The 20,421-nt window shown below is 72.2% G+C and carries 15 protein-coding genes; 3 read left to right on the plus strand and 12 right to left on the minus strand.

Annotated features, from left to right (window positions below; all coding sequences use genetic code 11):
* Positions 1–61: 61 nt before the first annotated feature.
* The gene (pepN, locus tag OHA55_RS05295; protein WP_266703266.1) at positions 62–2,557 is read right to left on the minus strand and encodes an aminopeptidase N; all 2,496 of its coding nucleotides are present in this window, start codon (positions 2,555–2,557) and stop codon (positions 62–64) included.
* 121 nt (positions 2,558–2,678) lie between these two features.
* Positions 2,679–3,026, minus strand: coding sequence for a chorismate mutase (locus OHA55_RS05300; protein ID WP_266703267.1), 348 nt, complete (start codon positions 3,024–3,026; stop codon positions 2,679–2,681).
* Positions 3,027–3,203: 177 nt separating this feature from the next.
* On the opposite strand from OHA55_RS05300, the gene OHA55_RS05305 reads away from it, so the two are divergent.
* On the plus strand, positions 3,204–4,094 hold the full coding sequence (locus OHA55_RS05305) for a hypothetical protein (protein WP_266703268.1): 891 nt from the start codon (positions 3,204–3,206) through the stop codon (positions 4,092–4,094).
* A gap of 51 nt (positions 4,095–4,145) precedes the next feature.
* Here OHA55_RS05305 and OHA55_RS05310 read toward each other — a convergent pair whose 3' ends face one another.
* From OHA55_RS05310 to OHA55_RS05335, 6 genes are all read right to left on the minus strand, one after another.
* Positions 4,146–5,303, minus strand: coding sequence for an oxygenase MpaB family protein (locus OHA55_RS05310; RefSeq protein ID WP_266703269.1), 1,158 nt, complete (start codon positions 5,301–5,303; stop codon positions 4,146–4,148).
* A 76-nt stretch (positions 5,304–5,379) separates the two neighbouring features.
* A complete protein-coding gene (locus OHA55_RS05315; protein WP_266710427.1) occupies positions 5,380–6,480 on the minus strand; it encodes a polyprenyl synthetase family protein in 1,101 nt (366 codons plus the stop codon).
* A gap of 37 nt (positions 6,481–6,517) precedes the next feature.
* Positions 6,518–6,790, minus strand: a complete 273-nt coding sequence (locus tag OHA55_RS05320) for a polyprenyl synthetase (RefSeq protein ID WP_266703270.1) — start codon at positions 6,788–6,790, stop codon at positions 6,518–6,520.
* A gap of 249 nt (positions 6,791–7,039) precedes the next feature.
* Positions 7,040–8,827, minus strand: coding sequence for a DEAD/DEAH box helicase (locus OHA55_RS05325; RefSeq protein WP_266703271.1), 1,788 nt, complete (start codon positions 8,825–8,827; stop codon positions 7,040–7,042).
* 184 nt (positions 8,828–9,011) lie between these two features.
* Positions 9,012–9,215 (minus strand): cold-shock protein, encoded by a 204-nt coding sequence (locus tag OHA55_RS05330; RefSeq protein ID WP_003969786.1) that lies wholly within the window; start codon positions 9,213–9,215, stop codon positions 9,012–9,014.
* A gap of 316 nt (positions 9,216–9,531) precedes the next feature.
* Positions 9,532–10,140: a winged helix-turn-helix domain-containing protein gene (locus OHA55_RS05335; RefSeq protein ID WP_266710428.1), complete on the minus strand. Its 609-nt coding sequence runs from the start codon at positions 10,138–10,140 to the stop codon at positions 9,532–9,534.
* A gap of 165 nt (positions 10,141–10,305) precedes the next feature.
* On the opposite strand from OHA55_RS05335, the gene def reads away from it, so the two are divergent.
* A complete protein-coding gene (gene def / locus OHA55_RS05340; protein ID WP_266703272.1) occupies positions 10,306–10,968 on the plus strand; it encodes a peptide deformylase in 663 nt (220 codons plus the stop codon).
* Positions 10,969–11,081: 113 nt separating this feature from the next.
* Here def and OHA55_RS05345 read toward each other — a convergent pair whose 3' ends face one another.
* Both OHA55_RS05345 and OHA55_RS05350 read right to left on the minus strand, forming a co-directional pair.
* Positions 11,082–11,612, minus strand: coding sequence for a pyridoxamine 5'-phosphate oxidase family protein (locus tag OHA55_RS05345; protein ID WP_266703273.1), 531 nt, complete (start codon positions 11,610–11,612; stop codon positions 11,082–11,084).
* A 122-nt stretch (positions 11,613–11,734) separates the two neighbouring features.
* The gene (locus OHA55_RS05350; protein WP_266703274.1) at positions 11,735–12,496 is read right to left on the minus strand and encodes a VWA domain-containing protein; all 762 of its coding nucleotides are present in this window, start codon (positions 12,494–12,496) and stop codon (positions 11,735–11,737) included.
* Positions 12,497–12,722: 226 nt separating this feature from the next.
* Here OHA55_RS05350 and OHA55_RS05355 point away from each other — a divergent pair, with 226 nt between their 5' ends.
* On the plus strand, positions 12,723–13,646 hold the full coding sequence (locus tag OHA55_RS05355; RefSeq protein ID WP_266703276.1) for a rhomboid family intramembrane serine protease: 924 nt from the start codon (positions 12,723–12,725) through the stop codon (positions 13,644–13,646).
* Positions 13,647–13,857: 211 nt separating this feature from the next.
* Here OHA55_RS05355 and OHA55_RS05360 read toward each other — a convergent pair whose 3' ends face one another.
* On the minus strand, positions 13,858–15,318 hold the full coding sequence (locus OHA55_RS05360; RefSeq protein WP_266703278.1) for a glutamate synthase subunit beta: 1,461 nt from the start codon (positions 15,316–15,318) through the stop codon (positions 13,858–13,860).
* Positions 15,311–19,870 (minus strand): glutamate synthase large subunit, encoded by a 4,560-nt coding sequence (gene gltB / locus OHA55_RS05365; protein WP_266703280.1) that lies wholly within the window; start codon positions 19,868–19,870, stop codon positions 15,311–15,313. The genes OHA55_RS05360 and gltB overlap by 8 nt, the downstream gene beginning before the upstream one ends.
* Positions 19,871–20,421: the final 551 nt, after the last annotated feature.

Here is a 20,421-nt window from a genome sequence, read left to right on the forward strand (position 1 = left end):
CGGGTGGAGGGGCGCCGGGCGCGGGTGGCGGCGGAGGCCGGCGGGCCTGCCGCCGGGTGGGTCAGTGGGCGTCGCGTACGGCCAGTGCGCGGCGCAGGTCGTCGAGTTCGTCGACGAGCTTGCGCCGGAGGGCGGGGGTGAGGGTGGGGTCTTCGAGGGCGCTGGTGCCCCGTGCGAGCGAGTCGGCGTCGACGTCGTACGCGGGGAAGGCGGACCGGCCGGCGGCGGTGGCGATGGCGGGGCCCCGGCGGGCGGCGAGGGCCGCCGCGTCGGGGTAGTAGCGAGCGACGTACTCGCGGGTGAGCGCCGCCTGTTCGGGCTGCCAGAAGCCCTGGGCGGTGGCGGTGAAGAGGTAGTTGGACAGGGTGTCGTCGTGGAACAGGGACTGCCAGGCGGCGGCCTTGGCCTCCGGGTCGGGCAGGGCGGCGCGGCAGCGGGCGGCGCCTTCCTGGCCTGTGGCGCTGGGGTCCAGGGTGAGTTCGGCGGCGATGGCGGCCTCGTCGGTGGCGCCGAGGACGGCGAGGCGGGTGAGGACGCGCCAGCGCAGTTCGGGGTCGAGTTCGGGGCCGCCGGGCGCGGTGCCGTCGGCGAGCCACTCCCGGAGGGTGTCGGGCTGGGGGGCGGCGTCGATGAGGTGGCGTACGGCGACGAGGCGCAGGCCGGGGTTGCTGCCGTCCTCGGTGCGGCGGAGGAGGTCGCGGCAGAGGTCGGTGAGGGTGGCGAGCGCGGCGGGGCGTTCCTCGGGGGTGAGGTAGCGGTCGGTGACGAGGGCGGCGAAGCCGAGGACGCCCTGGACGAGGGCGAGGTCGGTCTCGTGCGGGAGGTGGGTGCGGGCGAGGGCGAGGTGGGCGGTGGGGTGGAGGTCGCCGTCACGGACCATGTCGCGGGCGGTGTTCCAGATGACGGCGCGGGTGAGCGGGTCGGGGATGCCGGAGAGGCCGTGTTCGACGGCCGTCCAGGACTCGGCGTCGAACCGGACCTTGGCGTAGGTGAGGTCCTGGTCGTTGGGGACGACGAGGACGGGGCGCCGGCCGGGGAGGGTGAGGGGTTCGCCGGTGCCGGGGACGTCGGTCTCGACGCGGTCGCGCAGGACGAGCCGGTCGGGGCCGGTGCCGAGTTCGTGGTCGTAGAGGCCGACGGCGATGCGGTGGGGGCTGCTGCCTCGGTGGTCGACGGTGAGGGTCCACTGGTTGCCGAGGTCTTCGACGTGGGCGGTGAGGGTGTCGGGGCCGGTGGTGCGCAGCCAGGTGTCGGCCCAGCCGTGGACGTCGCGGTCGGTGGCGGAGGCGAGGTTGTCGATGAAGTCGGCGAGGCCGGCGTTGGCGAACTTGTGACGGGCGAAGTGGGCGTTGACGCCGGCCAGGAAGTCCTTCTCGCCGATCCAGGCGACGAGTTGGCGGAGGGCGGAGGCGCCCTTGGCGTAGGAGATGCCGTCGAAGTTGACGAGCGCGGAGGCGGTGTCGGGGACGGCGGCGGGGTCGGGGGCGACCGGGTGGGTGGAGGGGCGCTGGTCGGCGTCGTATCCCCAGCCCTTGCGGGCGACGCCGAAGTCGACCCAGGTGTCGGTGAAGCGGGTGGCTTCGGCGATGGTCTGGTAGCCCATGTACTCGGCGAAGGACTCGTTGAGCCAGATGTCGTCCCACCAGCGGAGGGTGACGAGGTCGCCGAACCACATGTGGGCCATCTCGTGGGAGATGACCATGGCGCGGGTCTGGCGTTCGGTGTCGGTGACGGCGGAGCGGTAGACGAACTCGTCGCGGAAGGTGACGAGTCCGGGGTTCTCCATGGCGCCGGCGTTGAACTCGGGTACGAACGCCTGGTCGTACGAGTCGAACGGGTAGGGCTCGTCGAACTTCTCGTGGTAGCGGTCGAAGCAGGCGCGGGTGATGTCGAGGATCTCGTCGGCGTCGGCGTCGAGGTGGGGGGCGAGCGAGCGGCGGCAGTGGATGCCGAAGGGGATGCCGGCGTGCTCGGTGGTGACGGAGTGCCAGGGGCCGGCGGCGACGGCGACGAGGTAGGTGGAGATGAGGGGCGTGGGGGCGATGGTCCAGCGGCCGTCGCCGGTGTGGGTGGCGATGCCGTTGCCGAGGACGTTCCAGCCCTCGGGGGCGGTGACGGCGAGTTCGAAGACGGCCTTCAGGTCGGGCTGGTCGAAGGCGGCGAAGACGCGCTGCACGTCGTCGAGGAAGAGCTGGGTGTAGACGTAGCTCTCGCCGTCGGTGGGGTCGGTGAAGCGGTGCATGCCTTCGCCGGTGCGCGAGTAGCGCATGGTGGCGTCGACCCGGAGCTCGTGGGGGCCGGCCGTCAGCCCGGTGAGGGGGTAGCGGTCGTCGGCGAGGAGGGCGGGGTCGAGCGGCTGTCCGTCGAGGCTGAGCGAGCGCAGCGCGGCGGGCTTGACCTCGACGAACGTGTCGGTGGTGGTTCGTGCGGTGAACCGGATGACGGTGCGGGACCCGAAGGTCTCGTCGCCGGTGGTGAGGTCGAGGTCGACCGTGTATCGCTGGACATCGATGGCGGTGGCTCGGGTCTGCGCTTCGTCGCGCGTCAGTACGGACATCGTTCCATGCTGCCGTACGGCTCCGCGGGCGTGCGACGGGGTTCTCCGGTGGGGGCGCGGGTGCCCGCGCGGGAGCGGGCGGCTCTTCGGTGGGGGCCGCCCGTTCCCCGCGGAGGAACCGTCAGGCGCCGGTCGGTGCGTCGCCCTCCGCCGTCCGGTCGCCGCCGGTCGTCTCCTCGGCGATCCGCTCGTGGTGGCGGATCACCTCGGCGACGATGAAGTTGAGGAGCTTCTCCGCGAAGGCCGGGTCGAGCTTGGCGCTTCCGGCGAGCTGGCGGAGCCGCTCGATCTGCCGGGCCTCGCGCGCCGGGTCGGCGGGCGGGAGCTGGTGGGCGGCCTTCAGGTGGCCCACCTGCTGGGTGGCCTTGAACCGTTCGGCGAGCATGTGGACAACGGCGGCGTCGATGTTGTCGATGCTCTCGCGCAGCCGGTTCAGTTCCGCGCGTACGGACGGATCGATGTCGTTCATGGTGGACGAGCTTAAACGTTGCGCGCGGGTCGTCGGCCGCCGGTGGGTGATCCCGGTCCGGAACCCCGGTGCGCGGCCCCGTGAACCACCCCGCGCGGGCCGATCGTCACATGACCCGACCGCGCGCACCGTACCGTGGAGAACGAGCGGCGCGAGCCGTCTACCGGGGGTGGGGACGTGGCGGAGAGCAGCCGGACCGGGAGCCCCGTGGCGCGCGGTTACCCGCATCTGCACACGGTCAGGGCCGCGATCACCGCGCTCCACCGGCGCCTGGGCGCCGAGGGCGTGCGCGCGTACGCGTCGAGCCTGCCGGCGGCGGAGGTCGCGTTCACGGACGCCGAGGAACTGTACGCGGGCGCCCAGCGGATCGCCCGGGCGACGGTGCTGCATCTGCGGCTGCCCGATGCCCGCGTGATCGTCGGCTTCCGTCGGACGGAACACGCCGCGACCGTCGAACTCGGCGCGGGACCCGAGTACTTCGTGGAGCTGAACGACCGTTTCCGGTCCCACCGGCGCGACGTCGGGGCCGCGCTGGCGCACGAGGTGACCCATGTGCTGCTGCACCGGCTGGGGCTGGAGTTCACCGGTGAGCGGGAGAACGAGATCCTCACCGACACGGTGGCGGTCTATCTCGGCGCGGGCTGGCTGCTGCTGGACGCGTACCGGCAGGACGCGCTGACCCGCCAGAAGCTGGGCTATCTGACCCCGGAGGAGTTCGGGTACGTCCTGGCGAAGAGGTCGCTGGCGTTCGGCGAGGACCCTTCGCCGTGGTTCACCAGCCCGCAGGCGTACCAGGCGTACACCGAGGGCCGGTCCAGGGCGCTGCGGGACCTGCGGGTGCCGCCGCTGCGGGCGGCGGGCGCGATGGGCCGGGCCCGGTACGCCCGGGACCGGCACCGGGGGGCCGCGGCGTCCGGCGCCCCGTACGCCTTCGAGGGCGGCGGCGGGCCGGTGGCACGGGTGCTGTTCGACTGTCCGGTGTGCCACCAGCGGCTCCGGGTGCCGGTACGCGGCCCGGTCCGGGCCCGCTGCGGGGTGTGCGGGACCCAGTGGGAGTGCGACACCTGAGCCACCGGGTCCGCGTCTCCCCCGGCCGGCCCGAACGGTCCCGGCCGAGGGTCAGACGACCGGGGCGGGCGGGGTCCACCGGCGGTTGCGGGGGACGGCGGTGCTGAGGCCGTACTCCTTCTTGAGCTGTTCGGGGATCGCGTAGTGCATCACCCGGCCCCGGGTGAGCGAGGAGAGCTCGAACAGGGTGGTGAAGTGGCCGAGGCGGTCCAGGGCCCAGGCCCCGAGCGGTGAGCGGTCCTCGATCGTCTCCAGTACGTTCATCAGCGCGGGGGCGGCCTTGACGAGGGTGTCCCAGGGGGTGCGGGCCACGCCGAGCCAGTCGGCGCAGGTGTCGCCGATCAGGTGGCGGATCAGCGCGGAGACGACCGGGTCGAGCAGGGTTCCGGGGACCACCTCCTCGTACAGGTCGACCAACTGCCGGGTGAGGGCGGCCCCTTCGTCGCTGGGGCCCATGTGCCGGGTCATGTAGAGGTCGGAGAAGGCGCGGGCCTGGTCCAGGTCCCCCGGCGCGTGCTCCTGGTCGACGCCGAGCATCGCCCCGACGACGCGCCAGGCGTAGTGGTAGGCCTCCGCGCCCTCCTCGCTCATGTGGATGCCGAGCCGGTGCAGGGCGTCCAGGACCTGGATCGAGAACATCATCTGACCCCCGATCATGTCCTCCTGGCAGATCGGTGTGCCGAGGGCCCCGGTGTCCCAGCGGCCCTCGCGCCGCAGGTGGTAGCGGATGGAGGCATGGAGCAGGCGCACCTTCTGGGCGGCGGGCAGGAAGCGTCCGCCGGCCTCGAAGGCGTCGGGCTGCATGAGGTAGACGGTGAACTGCCCGGTCTCCGCCATGCGTTTGGAGGGGTAGTTCAGGGAGTGCGTGGCCGAGAGGAGCTTCGCGATGTGCGGGACGACGTAGCAGGCGGGCATGGCGGCGAACGACAGGGCGGTGGAGATGTGCACGTTGTTGTCGATGAAGAAGAGCCGCGCCCTCTCCATCTCCTCCCAGTCGACCCAGGAGGGCGGGCTGCCGGTCTCGTGCAGGTACGCGCGGGCGACGTCCGGCAGCCCGTCCGGGAGGGGCTGCCCGGCCACCGAGACGTACCGCATCAGGGTGTTGAACTTACCCGTCTCGCCGCGCTCGAAGAGGGTGGCCACCGTGGCGTCGGCGAGTTCGTCGCCGCTCTGCCGCAGCGCGTTCATGGACTGTTCGGTCGGGTACACGGGTGGCTCCTTGGGACTTTCCGTGAGGGTGCGCCCTCGACGCGTGGCCGGCCGGGGCTCGGTGCGGGAGGGGGCGTCAGGCGGGGCGGGTGGTGACCGCGGTGGCCAGGTGGGTGAGGGCGGTGTGCGCGGGGGCGGGCAGGCCGGCTCCATCGATCGCACGGGTGGCGAGGGAGACCCGGTCGCCGATCATGCGCTCGACGCGGGCGCGCGCGCCGGTGGACTCCACGACCCCCCGTACCAGGTCGAGTTGGGCGTCGGTGAGGGCGGAACGCCCGAGGAGCCGGGTGAGTTCGCGGCGTTCGGCCGGGGCGGCTTCGGCGAGGGCGTGGGCGATCAGCGCGGTGGGCCGGGCGCCGGTGATGTCGTCGGTGTTGGCCTTGCCGGTGTGTTCCGGTTCGCCGAAGAGGCCGAGCAGGTCGTCGCGGAGCTGGAACGCCTCGCCGAGCGGCAGCCCGTACGCGGTGAAGGCCTCCCGCAGGTCGGCGTCCCCGCCGGCGAGCGCGGCCCCGATGTGCAGCGGGTGTTCGACGGTGTACTTGGCGGTCTTGTACCGGATCACCTTCAGCGACCGCGCCACGTCGGGCGGTCCGGCGGTGCGCAGGATCTCCAGGGCCTCGCCGGCGACGAGTTCGCGTGCCAGTACGCCCCAGAGCGGGCGGCCCCGGGCCAGGTAGGCGCCGGGCAGGCCGCAGCCGGTGAAGAGCTGTCCGGCCCAGGACATCAGCAGGTCGCCGGCGAGCATGGCGAGGGAGGCGGCGCGGGGGTTCACCCGGGTCCCCCGGGTGCCGCGCGTGAGGGCGGAGCGCAGGGCGACGTGGGCGGTGGGCAGACCGTGGCGGAGGTGGCTGTCGTCGATGATGTCGTCGTGGACGACGGCTGCCGCGTGGACGAGTTCCATGCTGGCCGCCGCCCGGACCATGGCCTCGCTGTCCGGCTGCCGCGCCGACCGCCAGCCCCAGTAGCAGAAGGCCGACCGCAGCCGTTTGCCGTGGGCGGTGGCGTCCGCCAGGACGGCCGCGAGCGGGGCGAGGTCCTCGTCGACGGCGAGCAGCGCCTCGGTCTCCGCGTCGGTGAACCGGCGCAGCTCGTGGTCCACCCGGGCGCGCAGCGCGGCGAGTTCCGTCGGCTCGGCGGGGGCGGGGACGGGGGACGACGGTGAGCGGGGTGCCGGCATGGCGAGGGCCGGAAGTCCGGGGGCGAGGCTCGTGGTCTCAGGCACCGGGCCCGCCCGCGCCCTGGTGACGGGCGTGGCGCGCGAGGATCTCCAGGTGTGCGGGACCGGTGCCCACCCGGTCGAGGGCCAGCCTGCCGCGGGCCCGCAGGTCCTGCTCCCCCTGCTGGGCGAGGTCGGTGAGGTCCGAGCGGCCGAGCACTCCGCGCGCGGCCGACCAGGCGGCCGTGCAGGTGGTCAGGGCCAGGTCGGCCAGACCGGCGGCGAGCAGGACCGGCCCGCCCCCGCCGTCCCCCCGGGTCTGCGATGTCATGTGGTGCCCGCCCCTCCCCTGCCGTGCGACGCCGCTCCGGCGCCGTTCGGTGGGCAGGCTGCCCCGGCGGAGGGCGGGGGAAGCCCCGGCCACCCCATGTGATGATCACTCGTTCGCCCGTACTACTCCCGGCCGTCCCGGGCCCGGGACGCGCCGCCCGGGTGCGCCCCGGACAGCACGACGCCCGGTCCGGAGAACCGGACCGGGCGTCGCCCTTCGTTTCCTGTACGTCCCGGGGGACGCGCCGCCTTACGCGGCCCGGCGGGTCCGGGGTGCGCCCCCGCCGTTGCCGCCGTTGCCGCGGCCCGCACCGGCGGGACGGCCGGAGCCGGTGCCCGTGCGGCCCGAACCGGTGCGGCCAGCGCTCGCGCCCGTACGCCCGGAGCCCGCACCGCGGGCCTCGCCGCGCGGCGCGCCGGCGGAGGCTCCGCCGCGGCCGCCGCCGTTGCCCGTACCGCGGGCGCCGCCGTTGCCCGTACCGCGGGCGCCGCCGCCGTTGCCGGTGGTGCGGGCGCCGCCGGTGGCGCTGCCCGTACCGCCGGCGGAGGCAGCCGCACCGCCCGCGCCGCCTCGGCGGCCCCGGCCCCGGCTGCCCGAGCGGGTGGTGGTGCCGGTGCCGGCCGCGCCACCGGAGCGGGTGCGCTGCTTCGGCGGGGTCGGCTGCGGCACCTCGATGACGACCGCGATGCCGGAGGGCTCGCGGGCGCCGGTGATCCGGCTGAGCTCCGGGTCGCTGGAGGTGATGCGGGTGGTGTGCGGGGCGATGCCCGCGTCCTGCATGAGGCGGGTCATGTCCCGCTTCTCCTCGGGCAGCACCAGCGTGACGACGCTGCCGGACTCGCCGGCGCGCGCGGTACGGCCGCCGCGGTGGAGGTAGTCCTTGTGGTCGGTGGGCGGGTCCACGTTGACGACGAGGTCGAGGTCGTCGACGTGGATGCCGCGGGCCGCCACGTTGGTCGCGACGAGCGCCGTGACCTGGCCGTCCTTGAACTGGTCCAGGGTGCGGTTGCGCTGCGGCTGGGACCGGCCGCCGTGCAGGGCGGCGGCGCGGACACCGGCGGCGAGCAGGCGCTTGGCGAAGCGGTCGGCGGCACGCTTGGTGTCGACGAACATGATCACGCGGCCCTCGCGGGCGGCGATCTTGGTGGCGACGGCCTTCTTGTCGGTGTCGTCCAGCACGTGCAGCACGTGGTGCTCCATCGTGGTGACGGCGCCGGCCGACGGGTCGACGGAGTGCACGACCGGGTCGGTCAGGAACATCTTGACCAGCCGGTCGATGTTCTTGTCCAGGGTGGCGGAGAAGAGCATCCGCTGGCCGTCCGCCTCGACCTGCTTGAGCAGGGCGGTGACCTGCGGCATGAAGCCCATGTCGGCCATCTGGTCGGCCTCGTCGAGGACCGTGATGGAGACCTCGTCCAGGCGGCAGTCGCCGCGCTCGATGAGGTCCTTCAGCCGGCCCGGGGTCGCGACGAGCACCTCGGCACCACGCCGGAGCGTGGCGGCCTGCTTGGTGAGGGACATGCCGCCGACCACGGTCGCCAGCCGCAGGTTCACGGAGGTGGCGTACGGGGTGAGCGCGTCGGTCACCTGCTGGGCGAGCTCGCGGGTCGGGACGAGGACCAGGGCCAGCGGGGCGCGGGGCTCGCTGCGGCGTCCGGCGGTACGGGCCAGCAGCGCGAGGCCGAAGGCCAGCGTCTTGCCGGAGCCGGTACGGCCGCGGCCGAGGATGTCCCGGCCGGCGAGCGAGTTCGGCAGGGTGGCGCCCTGGATCGGGAAGGGGTCGGTGACACCCTGCGCGGCGAGCGTCTTCAGCAGCGCGGCGGGCATGTCCAGCTCGGCGAACGCCTCGACGGCGGGCAGAGCGGGGGTGAGGGTCTCCGGCAGGGCGAACTCGCCACCCTGCGGAGCGGCGGGGCGGCGGCGCGCGGGGGCCTTGCCGGCTCCCCGGCGGGCGGGGGCGGCCTGGGACTGGGCGCGGCCCCGTCCACTCGGCTGACGGTTGCCGGCCGGGCGGTCCTGGCGTTCGAAGCGGGTCATACGGAATTTCCCTCCTGGGGGATTCCTGGGTCGCTGCGACATGCTCTTCGGACCGCTTTCATGTGCGCCCCAGGATGCGGCACATGGCGGGTGCTCCGGCGACAGGACGTCCCGGAGACAGCACAAACCGGGGCCCGCACCGTGAAGGTGCGAGCCCCGGCTGCGAGGTACGCGTCCGGCCGAATTAGGCGGGGACGATGTTCTCCGCCTGCGGGCCCTTCTGGCCCTGCGTGACGTCGAAGGAGACCTTCTGGCCCTCCTGGAGCTCACGGAAGCCCGAGGTGGCGATGTTGGAGTAGTGGGCGAAGACGTCGGCGCCGCCGCCGTCCTGCTCGATGAAGCCGAAGCCCTTTTCCGAGTTGAACCACTTCACGGTTCCAGTAGCCATGTCATTCTCCTAAAAGAGGTGCAGTGCCGAGAATCCGCACTTCACGAATTCCAAGTCGCCGCATTGAGCCCCATCCGGAGAAAGCCGGAAAACAATAATGCGCCTGAGGAAGCATTCCCGTCAGGCGCACATAAAGTTCATGGGTACCAAAACTGCAACTGGAACACCGTAGCACGTCCTCCCGGCGGGTGGTGGATCTTGAGGCTCCGGATCGCGGAAACTTGCCCGCCGGGGGCCCGCAGGCCCCCCACCAGGCGGTTGCGGCGGGTCGCGGGGAGACGCGACTCACCCGGGCGACCGCACCCCTCCCCCGGCGTCAGGCGTCCGGGCCGCCCTCGGGCAGCAGCGGGAAGAGCCGTGTGACGACGGCGACAGGGAGGGCGCCCTCGGGGCGCGTGGCGGGGTCGCGGTCGCGTTCCCGGTACCCGGCCAGCAGGCGCGTGACGAAGGCGGCGACTTCGGCAGCCTCCTCCGGAGTGAGGTGGACGACGGCGCTGAAGGACGGGTCGCCGCGCCAGGGCACCGGAGCCTCGTCCCGGCGAGCGAGCCAGTGCCGGTAGCTCTCGCCCTCCAGCCCCCGGGAGAGCACGCCGAAGGGCTCCGGCACAGGCGTTCCGGCCGGCCCGCGGCCCGGCACGGCCCTCCCGCGCGCCGCCCCGTCCCCACCGGGCCGCCGGGGCTGCTCACCGCTCCCCCACCGCAGTCGCCACGGCTTGGCCCGTCCGTGACTGTCCGGGACCTCCTCGATCAGGCCGTGACGGGCCAGCTGTCGCAAGTGGAAGGAGCAGAGCCCTGAGCTGTGGCCGAGACGGCTCGCGGCCTCGGTCGAGGTGAGCGTCCCCTTCTCGGCGAGGAGGTCCAGCAGGGCGAGGCGCAGGGGGTGGTCGGGGAGCGGCTCCCCGGCATCCTCGCGCGGGACCTCCACGACTGGGGCGGCCTCGGCCGGGGCGCCCTTGCGCGGGGTGCGGTTCTCTGCGATGTCCTCGTCAGTCACTTTGCAAAGTCTGCTACTTTGCAAAGCATCTGGTCAAGCGCTTTCGGCCGTGGCGTGCGCCCGGCTGCGCCACAGACGCGAAGGGCGTTGATCTTCATGACGGACGCGTTCGACGGGCCCCGCCCGAGCGGCGGGGTACGCGTACAGGGGGTGCCCGTGGCCTCGTATCCCAGGCGGGTACCGGAAGCCGTGCGGGGTGAGGTGCGGCGGATCACCGTCGTCGGCGAGGAGGTACTGCACCGCCCCTGCCGGGAAGTCACCACCTTCGGCACACCCGGGCTCTCCCGCCTGGTCGACGACATGTTCGCCACCAACGAGGCGGCCGAGGGCGCGGGGCTGGCCGCCAATCAGGTGGGCGAGGACCTGCGGCTCTTCGTGTGGGACATCACGGACGACTGGGGCGTTCGGCACGTGGGCCACATCGCCAACCCCGTACTCGACGAACTCCCCGCCGGGCAGCGCCACTTGATCGACGAGGCGGAAGGGTGCCTCTCCGTGCCGGGTCCCTACCGGACGGTGCCCCGCCCGGGCCTCGCCGTCGTACGGGGGACGGACAAGGACGGTGCGCCTCTGGTGATCGAGGGCCGGGGGTACTTCGCGCGGTGCCTCCAGCACGAGACCGACCACCTGGAGGGCCGCCTCTACCTCGACCGGCTCGCCCGGCGGGAGCGGCAGTCGGCCCTGCGCGAGATGGCCGTGTCGGCGGACGCGGTGCACGCGCGCCGGGCCGCCCGGGCGGCCGGACTCGGCCGGGGGTGAACGGACTGGGTCGGGGGTGAACGGACTGGACCGGGGGGTGACCGGACGGTGCCGGCCCCCGGCCCCCTCTCCGGCCGCCCCTCCCCCCGCGACGCGGAAGACCGCGCCGCGCCTCAGCCCACCGGCCCCTCGTTCCCCCGGCGGACCGTGCGCAGGGCGCGGCCCGGGGTCCAGGAGCGGACGACGAGCTCCTCGCCGTCCATGCCGGTGTGGACCACCTCGGCGATGTCGACGCGGAAGAGGTGGAACGGCTCGGGGGGTGTGGCCTCCTCGATGAAGCGGGCCAGCAGGGCGGGGTCGGTGACCTCGATCGCGCGGCCGGCGACGCGTACGTCGCCGTCGGCCATCTCGGCATCCGGCCCGGGGTTCGCCTGGATCGCGAAGCGGGGGTCGCGGAACAGGTCGAGAGCCTTGCGGGAGCGGGGCATCATGCCGAGCAGCATCTCGCCGAAGCGGAAGTCGGCCTCCAGCCCGGAGACCCGCGGCGACCCGTCCTTGCGGAGGGTGGCCAGGACCTGGTGGCGGTAGAGGCGGAAGCGCTTCTCGACGGTGGCGGCGAAGGCGGGTTCCGACGCGTGGAAGTCCGCCCAGGTGGTCGGGGTGGTCGTGGCGGGGGCGGGGGTGTTCGGTGTCATGCCTCCCATCGAAGCGCCTCATCCCGACACCTTCTGTCAGGATTTCCGGCGGGTCACCGCAACGGGTGCGGAGGCCGGGGGCGTCCGGCCGCGCACCCTCGAAGCGCCCCTGCGCGGGGCGCCTCCCCGGATCACTCCACGATGCCGCGCTCCCGGGCCGCCGCGAGCCACAGCGGGAACTCGGCCACGAGCCGGTCGTAGAGCTCCTCGTCGGGGACGGTACGGGGGTCGGGTCCGGCGTGGAAGTACCCGGCGTTGTCGACCACGCGCTTGGCGGGGACGGCGAGTTCGTCGAGCTTGCGCAGGAAGTCGAACTGGGTGCTGCGGGTGTTGCCGAACCCGACGAACTGCCAGAACAGCGGGAGTTCGGCGGCCTTGCAGAGGTAGCGTTCGGCCGCGAGTTTGTTGATGGGGCCGCCGTCGGTCTGGAAGACGACGAGAGCGGGGGCGGTGGAGCCGCTGTCGAGGTAGTGGTCGATGACCGCGTCCATCGCCAGGTGGTAGCTGGTCTTCCCCATGTGCCCGAGGCTCGCCGCGATCGCGTCGACGCGCCCCCGGTGGTTGTCGAGGGCGATGTCGGTGACGGCGTCGATGTCGGTGGAGAAGAAGACGACGGGGACGCGTCCGTCGTCGTCGAGGTGGGCCGAGAGCCCGAGGACCTGGTCAGCGAGGGCCTGGACGCTGCCGTCCTTGTAGTAGTCCTTCATCGAGCCCGAGTAGTCGAGGACCAGGTAGACCGCCGCCCGGGCGCCGTCCATGCCGCGCTTGCGCAGGGAGACGCCCGCCCTCTTGTAGAGGCTGACGAGGCCGGGCGCACGCGCCGCCACCTTGTCGAGGGAGAGCGCGGGGCCCGCACCCGTGCCCGTGCCCGTGCCCGTGGGTGATCCGATCATGCTTGTCTCCGTTCCGATCCGGTCCGATCCCGAGCGATCCGATCCGGTTGCGCCGGACACCGAGTCACCGCTCCACGCCTGCTTGGTACGGGGGTCGGTGGTCGCGCCGCCGCCCCCAGGCTGCCATCCGACACCCGGGCATATGGTCCGAATTTCGGGTTCGCTATCTTGATCGCCGCCGTCACCTCGGCACCGCGCACCACCTCGCCCAGTGAAGGAGCCGGTCATGGAGGCCGACACCCCCGCCGACACCCCCACCTGTTACCGCCATCCGTCCTTCGAGACGCATGTCCGCTGCACCCGCTGCGACCGCCGGATATGCCCGGACTGCATGCGGGAAGCCGCGGTCGGCCATCAGTGCCCGGAGTGCGTACGGGAGGGCAACCGCACGGTCCGCCAGTCGCGGAGCCTCTTCGGCGGAGGGGTCCCGTCGGGCACGAAGCCCCTGGTCACGTACGCGCTCATCGCCCTGAACGTCCTCGCCTACGTCGCCGAGGTCGTGAAGCCGGAGATCCTCGACCGGTTCGGGCTGCTCGGGGCGGCGCTCACCGGCCCCGACGGAGCCCTGTACGTGTACGACGGCTGGACGCCGCCCGGTTACGAGTTGACCGGGGTGGCCGGCGGCGAGTGGTACCGGCTGCTGACCGGATCGTTCCTGCATCTGCCGCCGGACTCGTCGATCGGCGTGATGCACCTGGTCTTCAACATGCTGGCGCTGTGGAACCTCGGCCGGGACGTGGAGACCCAGCTCGGCAAGGTCCGGTACACGGCGCTGTACCTGCTCTCCGCGGTGGGCAGTTCGGTGCTGGTGTACGTACTGGCGCCCGACAGCAACACCGTGGGGGCCTCCGGCGCGATCTTCGGGCTTGCCGCCGCCTTCTACGTCATCGGCCGGCGGCTGGGCCGCGACGTGGGTCAGCTGAACCGCTTCATGGCCGGGTTCCTGGTCTGGATGGTGATCTCCGCCTTCTTCACCTCCTGGCAGGGCCACCTCGGCGGCCTCCTCACCGGCGGCCTGGTGATGTCCGGGCTGGCGTACGCCCCCGCGAAGCTCCGCAACGGCCTCGCGCAGAGCGTCTCCGCCGTGGTGCTGCTGGGTCTGCTGGTGCTCGTGCTGGTACTGAGGACGAACGCGCTGACGGGCGGCTGAGAGCCGGGGACCGCACGTACGAATGCCCGGCACGGACGACTCCGTGCCGGGCATTCGTACGCTCCGCCGACCCGCCCCGTCACGCGCCACGGCGCCCACCCAAGTCCGGTCGGGGACGAGGTGGGCGCCGCGTTCAGTTCCGTACGCCGTTGTACGGGACGTCTGCTCCGGGGCCGGCCGCGGAAGTGCGGCCGGTTCCGGCGATCGGGGGTCAGACCATCAGGGAACGGTCCGTGGGGCGGATCGGGGCCGGCAGGGCGCTGGTCCCGGTCAGGAAGCGGTCCACGCCGCGTGCCGCGGAGCGGCCCTCGGCGATGGCCCACACGATGAGCGACTGGCCGCGGCCGGCGTCACCGGCGACGAAGACGCCTTCGACGTTGGTCGCGTAGTCGGCGTCGCGGGCGATGTTACCCCGCTCGTCGAGGCCGACACCGAACTGCTCGACGAGACCGTTGGCCTGGTCGGTGCCGGTGAAGCCCATGGCGAGGGTGACGAGCTGGGCCGGGATGCGGCGCTCGGTGCCGGCCTTCTGCTCCAGCTTGCCGTCCTTGAACTCCACCTCGATGAGGTGCAGTGCCTGGACGTTGCCGTCCTCGTCGCCCTCGAAGTGGGTGGTGGAGACGGAGTAGAGCCGCTCGCCGCCCTCCTCGTGCGCGGAGGTGACCTTGTAGAGCATGGGGAAGGTCGGCCAGGGCTGGTTGGCGTTCCGGTCCTCGCCGGGCCGCGGCATGATCTCCAGCTGCGTGACGGAGAGCGCGCCCTGGCGGTGGGCGGTGCCCACGCAGTCGGCTCCGGTGTCGCCGCCGCCGATGACCACGACGTGCTTGCCCTCGGCGCTGATCGGGGAGACCGTCAGGTCGCCCTCCTGCACCTTGTTGGCGAGCGGCAGGTACTCCATGGCGAAGTGGACGCCGTTGAGCTCGCGGCCGGGGACCGGGAGGTCGCGGGAGACCGTGGCACCGGCCGCGACGACGACCGCGTCGTAGCGGCGGCGCAGCGCGTCGGCCGGCATGTCGGTGCCGATCTCCACCTCGGTGCGGAACTTGGTGCCCTCCGCGCGCATCTGCTCGATGCGGCGGTTGATGTGCGACTTCTCCATCTTGAACTCGGGGATGCCGTAACGCAGCAGGCCGCCGATGCGGTCGGCGCGCTCGTACACGACGACCGTGTGGCCGGCCCGGGTCAGCTGCTGGGCGGCGGCGAGTCCGGCGGGGCCGGAGCCGATGACGGCGACGGTCTTGCCGGAGAGGCGCTCGGGCGGCTGCGGGGTGACGTCGCCGCTGTCCCACGCCTTGTCGATGATGGAGACTTCGACGTTCTTGATGGTGACGGCCGGCTGGTTGATGCCGAGCACGCACGCGGACTCGCAGGGAGCCGGGCACAGCCGCCCGGTGAACTCCGGGAAGTTGTTCGTGGCGTGCAGGCGCTCGGACGCGGCGGTCCAGTCCTCGCGGTAGGCGTAGTCGTTCCACTCGGGGATGAGGTTTCCGAGCGGACAGCCGTTGTGGCAGAACGGGATGCCGCAGTCCATGCAGCGGCCGGCCTGCTTGCTGATGATGGGGAGCAGGGAGCCCGGAACGTAGACCTCGTTCCAGTCCTTGACGCGCTCTCCCACGGGGCGGGTCTGCGCGACCTCGCGCCCGGTGGTCAGGAAGCCCTTGGGGTCAGCCATTGGTCGCCGCCTCCATCATCTTCTCGGTGGTCTCCTGCTCGGAGAGACCGGCGAGCTCAGCGGCGTCCTTGGCGGCGAGCACTGCCTTGTAGGTGGACGGGATGATCTTGCTGAAGCGGGTCACCGAGGTGGCCCACTCGGCGAGGAGCTTCTCGGCGACGGTCGAGCCGGTCTCCTCCTGGTGGCGGCGCACGACGTCGTGCAGCCACTGGGCGTCGGCCTCGGAGAGCTCCTCGATCGCGCCGAGGTTCCCCGGGTTGACGTGGTCGCGGTTCAGGTCGACGACGTACGCGACGCCGCCCGACATGCCGGCCGCGAAGTTGCGGCCGGTCTCGCCGAGGACGACCGCGTGGCCGCCGGTCATGTACTCGCAGCCGTGGTCGCCCACGCCTTCGGAGACGACGGTGGCACCGGAGTTGCGGACGCAGAAGCGTTCGCCGGTACGGCCCCGCAGGAACAGCTCGCCGCCGGTGGCGCCGTAGCCGATGGTGTTGCCCGCGATGGTGGAGTACTCGGCGAGGTGGTCGGCGCCGCGGTCCGGGCGGATGACGATACGGCCGCCGGAGAGGCCCTTGCCGACGTAGTCGTTGGCGTCGCCCTCCAGGCGGAGGGTGACTCCGGCCGGGAGGAAGGCGCCGAAGGACTGGCCGGCCGAGCCGGTGAAGGTGATGTCGATGGTGTTCTCGGGCAGGCCCGCACCGCCGAACTTCTTCGTGACCTCGTGGCCGAGCATCGTACCGACGGTGCGGTTGACGTTGCGGATGGCGACCTGGGCGCGGACCGGCTGGGCGGCTTCCGCGCTGTCGGCGCCGAGCGCGTCGGAGGCGAGCTTGATCAGCTCGTTGTCGAGCGCCTTGGCGAGGCCGTGGTCCTGCTCGACGATCCGGTGGCGGACCGCGCCCTCGGGGAGCTCGGGCACGTGGAACAGCGGCGCCAGGTCGAGGCCCTGGGCCTTCCAGTGGGTGATCGCCCGGTCGGTGTCGAGGAGTTCGGCGTGACCGACCGCCTCTTCGATCGTGCGGAAGCCCAGCTCGGCGAGGATCTCGCGGACCTCTTCGGCGATGAACTGGAAGAAGTTCACGACGTACTCGGCCTTGCCGGAGAAGCGGTCGCGCAGCACGGGGTTCTGCGTGGCGATGCCGACCGGGCAGGTGTCGAGGTGGCAGACGCGCATCATGACGCAGCCGGAGACGACGAGCGGGGCGGTCGCGAAACCGAACTCCTCGGCGCCCAGCAGTGCGGCGATGACGACGTCGCGGCCGGTCTTGAGCTGGCCGTCGGTCTGCACGACGATGCGGTCGCGCAGGCCGTTGAGGAGCAGCGTCTGCTGGGTCTCGGCGAGGCCGAGCTCCCAGGGGCCGCCCGCGTGCTTGAGCGAGGTGAGCGGGGAGGCGCCCGTTCCGCCGTCGTGGCCGGAGATGAGGACGACGTCCGCGTGGGCCTTGGACACACCGGCCGCGACCGTTCCGACGCCGACTTCGGAGACCAGCTTCACGTGGATGCGGGCCGCCGGGTTGGCGTTCTTGAGGTCGTGGATCAGCTGAGCCAGGTCCTCGATGGAGTAGATGTCGTGGTGCGGGGGCGGCGAGATGAGGCCGACGCCCGGGGTGGAGTGCCGGGTCTTGGCGACCCAGGGGTAGACCTTGTGGCCGGGCAGCTGGCCGCCCTCGCCGGGCTTGGCACCCTGCGCCATCTTGATCTGGATGTCGTCGGCGTGGACGAGGTACTCGCTGGTGACACCGAAGCGGCCGGAGGCGACCTGCTTGATGGCCGAGCGGCGTGCCGGGTCGTGCAGACGGTCGGAGTCCTCGCCGCCCTCGCCGGTGTTGGACTTGGCGCCGAGCTGGTTCATCGCGATGGCGAGCGTCTCGTGCGCCTCGCGGGAGATCGAGCCGTAGGACATGGCGCCGGTGGAGAAGCGCTTGACGATGTCGGCGACGGACTCGACCTCGTCGACGGAGATCGGGGCGCGGTCGGACTTGAAGCCGAACAGGCCGCGGAGCGTCATCAGCCGCTCGGACTGCTCGTTCACCCGGTCCGTGTACTTCTTGAAGATGTCGTACCGGCGGTTGCGGGTGGCGTGCTGGAGGCGGAAGACCGTCTCCGGGTCGAACAGGTGCGGTTCGCCCTCGCGGCGCCACTGGTACTCGCCGCCGATCTCCAGCGCGCGGTGCGAGGCCGCGATGCCGGAGGCGGGGTACGCCTTGGTGTGCCGGGCGGCGACCTCCTTGGCGACGACGTCGAGGCCGGCGCCGCCGATCTTGGTGGCGGTGCCGTTGAAGTACGTCGCGACGAAGGACTCGTCGAGGCCGACGGCCTCGAAGACCTGGGCGCCGCGGTAGGAGGCGACGGTGGAGATGCCCATCTTCGACATGACCTTGAGGACGCCCTTGCCGAGGGCGTAGATCAGGTTGCGGATGGCCTGCTCGGGCTCGATGCCCTCGATGAACGTACCGGCGCGGACGAGGTCCTCGACGGACTCCATGGCGAGGTACGGGTTGACGGCGGCGGCGCCGTAGCCGATCAGCAGGGCGACGTGGTGGACCTCGCGGACGTCACCGGCCTCGACCAGCAGGCCCACCTGGGTGCGCTGCTTGGTGCGGATGAGGTGGTGGTGGACGGCGGAGGTGAGCAGCAGCGACGGGATCGGCGCGTGCTCGGCGTCGGAGTGCCGGTCGGAGAGGACGATGAGGCGGGCGCCGTCCTCGATGGCGGTGTCGACCTCGGTACAGATGGCCTCGATGCGGGCGGCGAGGGCGTCGCCGCCGCCGCTGACGCGGTAGAGGCCGGCCAGGGTGGCGGCCTTCATGCCCGGCATGTCGCCGTCGGCGTTGATGTGTATCAGCTTGGCGAGCTCGTCGTTGTCGATCACCGGGAACGGCAGCGTGACGCTGCGGCAGGTCGCGGCGTTCGGCTCCAGGATGTTGCCCTGGGGGCCGAGCGAGGAGCGCAGCGAGGTGACGAGCTCCTCGCGGATGGCGTCCAGCGGCGGGTTGGTGACCTGGGCGAAGAGCTGGGTGAAGTAGTCGAAGAGCAGCCGGGGCCGGGCGGAGAGCGCGGCGATCGGCGAGTCGGTGCCCATGGAGCCGAGCGGCTCGCCGGCGGTGCGGGCCATCGGGGCGAGGATGACGCGGAGCTCTTCCTCGGTGTAGCCGAAGGTCTGCTGGCGGCGGGTGACCGAGGCGTGGGTGTGCACGATGTGCTCGCGCTCGGGGAGGTCGCCGAGTTCGATCTCGCCGGTCTCCAGCCACTCCTCGTAGGGCTGCTCGCCCGCGAGGCCGTCCTTGATCTCGTCGTCTTCGATGATGCGGTGCTCGGCGGTGTCGACGAGGAACATCTTGCCGGGCTGGAGGCGGCCCTTGCGGACGACCTTGGCGGGGTCGATGTCGAGGACGCCGACCTCGGAGGAGAGGACGACGAGGCCCTCGTCGGTGACCCAGTAGCGGCCGGGGCGCAGTCCGTTGCGGTCGAGGACCGCGCCGACCTGGGTGCCGTCGGTGAAGGTGACGCAGGCGGGTCCGTCCCAGGGCTCCATCATCGTGGAGTGGTACTGGTAGAACGCGCGGCGGGCCGGGTCCATGGAGTCGTGGTTCTCCCACGCCTCGGGGACCATCATCAGCACCGAGTGCGGCAGCGAGCGTCCGCCGAGGTGGAGCAGCTCCAGGACCTCGTCGAAGGAGGCCGAGTCGGAGGCGTCCGGGGTGCAGACGGGGAAGATGCGGTCGAGCGCGGCGTCCCCGAAGAGTCCGGAGGCGAGCTGCGACTCGCGGGCCTTCATCCAGTTGCGGTTGCCCTTGACCGTGTTGATCTCGCCGTTGTGGGCGACGAACCGGTACGGGTGGGCCAGCGGCCAGCTGGGGAAGGTGTTGGTGGAGAAGCGGGAGTGGACGAGTGCGACGGCGGTGGCGAACCGGCGGTCGGACAGGTCGGGGAAGAAAGGTTCCAGCTGCCCGGTGGTGAGCATGCCCTTGTAGACGAGGGTGCGGGCGGAGAGCGACGGGAAGTAGACACCGGCCTCCCGCTCGGCACGCTTGCGCAGGACGAAGGCCTTGCGGTCCAGGGCGATGCCGGTGCTGGTGCCGTCGGCGACGAAGAGCTGACGGAACTCGGGCATGGTGGCGCGGGCGCCCTTGCCGAGGAGGCCGGGGGCGACCGGGACCTCGCGCCAGCCGAGGACGTCGAGGCCCTCTTCGCCGGCGATCTTCTCGATCTCCTGGACGGCGTCCGTGGAGCCGTCGGCGGGGAGGAAGGCGATGCCGACGGCGTACGCGCCGGCATCCGGGAGGCCGAAGCCGGTCTCTTCGCGGAGGAAGGCGTCCGGGACCTGGAGGAGAATTCCGGCGCCGTCGCCCGAGTCGGGCTCCGAGCCGGTGGCACCGCGGTGTTCGAGGTTGCGCAGTACGGTCAGCGCCTGCTCGACCAGCGCGTGGCTGGCCACACCGGTCAGGGTGGCGACGAACCCGACACCGCAGGCGTCGTGTTCGTTACGGGGGTCGTACATCCCCTGCTGGGCGGGGCGACCGTCCATGGGCGACCAGGCGTGGATGCGCATCGGCTCTCCCGTCGTCGTCGTGGCATATGCATTGCCGAGGGACGACGTTGGCCCTCTGCGAAATTTCGTGCAGGTTACATGATGGGGCGCTTCTCGATGAGCGGAAGGCCCGTTCCAACATGCGGACATTGCATCGCAAGGGATGGGGTCGCAGTCGGAGAGATCAACGACCGGGGGAGCCGCAGAGAGCAGGCGTCGTTGCCTGCGGTGTCTGAGGCTCATGCCCGGCGGCCATGCGATCGAAACCAGGAAGTAACGATTACTTATGTGGTGTCGTGCATAGGCTCTCATTTTACGTCGAGTGAACCGTTTCCGCCCAGTGGCGGAAACCAGGACGTACGTCACACGTATTTCCGGGGTGTTGCGGGTTGCTTTCCGGACCGCCGTATGGATGGGGCCGTACGGGCTACCGGGCGCACCCCGTGAGGCCGTGGCCCGTCGGGCGGCACCGGGACCGCCCCGGGGAGCCCCTCACCGCGGGCGAACACGGAGGCCCACCGCGGCCTCCGCAGGGGCCCCTGGGAGCCCCTCACCGCGGGCGGCGCGGATGG

Source organism: Streptomyces sp. NBC_00102, from assembly GCF_026343115.1.
Classification (GTDB): Bacteria; Actinomycetota; Actinomycetes; order Streptomycetales; family Streptomycetaceae; genus Streptomyces.

Coding starts and splice junctions, on each gene's coding strand:
- gltB (WP_266703280.1), bottom strand. CDS start 19,870: ATGCGCATCCACGCCTGGTCGCCCATGGACGGTCGCCCCGCCCAGCAG.
- OHA55_RS05325 (WP_266703271.1), bottom strand. CDS start 8,827: ATGACCCGCTTCGAACGCCAGGACCGCCCGGCCGGCAACCGTCAGCCG.
- OHA55_RS05300 (WP_266703267.1), bottom strand. CDS start 3,026: ATGAACGACATCGATCCGTCCGTACGCGCGGAACTGAACCGGCTGCGC.
- OHA55_RS05320 (WP_266703270.1), bottom strand. CDS start 6,790: ATGACATCGCAGACCCGGGGGGACGGCGGGGGCGGGCCGGTCCTGCTC.
- OHA55_RS05360 (WP_266703278.1), bottom strand. CDS start 15,318: ATGGCTGACCCCAAGGGCTTCCTGACCACCGGGCGCGAGGTCGCGCAG.
- OHA55_RS05355 (WP_266703276.1), top strand. CDS start 12,723: ATGGAGGCCGACACCCCCGCCGACACCCCCACCTGTTACCGCCATCCG.
- OHA55_RS05315 (WP_266710427.1), bottom strand. CDS start 6,480: ATGCCGGCACCCCGCTCACCGTCGTCCCCCGTCCCCGCCCCCGCCGAG.
- pepN (WP_266703266.1), bottom strand. CDS start 2,557: ATGTCCGTACTGACGCGCGACGAAGCGCAGACCCGAGCCACCGCCATC.
- OHA55_RS05345 (WP_266703273.1), bottom strand. CDS start 11,612: ATGGGAGGCATGACACCGAACACCCCCGCCCCCGCCACGACCACCCCG.
- OHA55_RS05350 (WP_266703274.1), bottom strand. CDS start 12,496: ATGATCGGATCACCCACGGGCACGGGCACGGGCACGGGTGCGGGCCCC.
- def (WP_266703272.1), top strand. CDS start 10,306: ATGACGGACGCGTTCGACGGGCCCCGCCCGAGCGGCGGGGTACGCGTA.
- OHA55_RS05330 (WP_003969786.1), bottom strand. CDS start 9,215: ATGGCTACTGGAACCGTGAAGTGGTTCAACTCGGAAAAGGGCTTCGGC.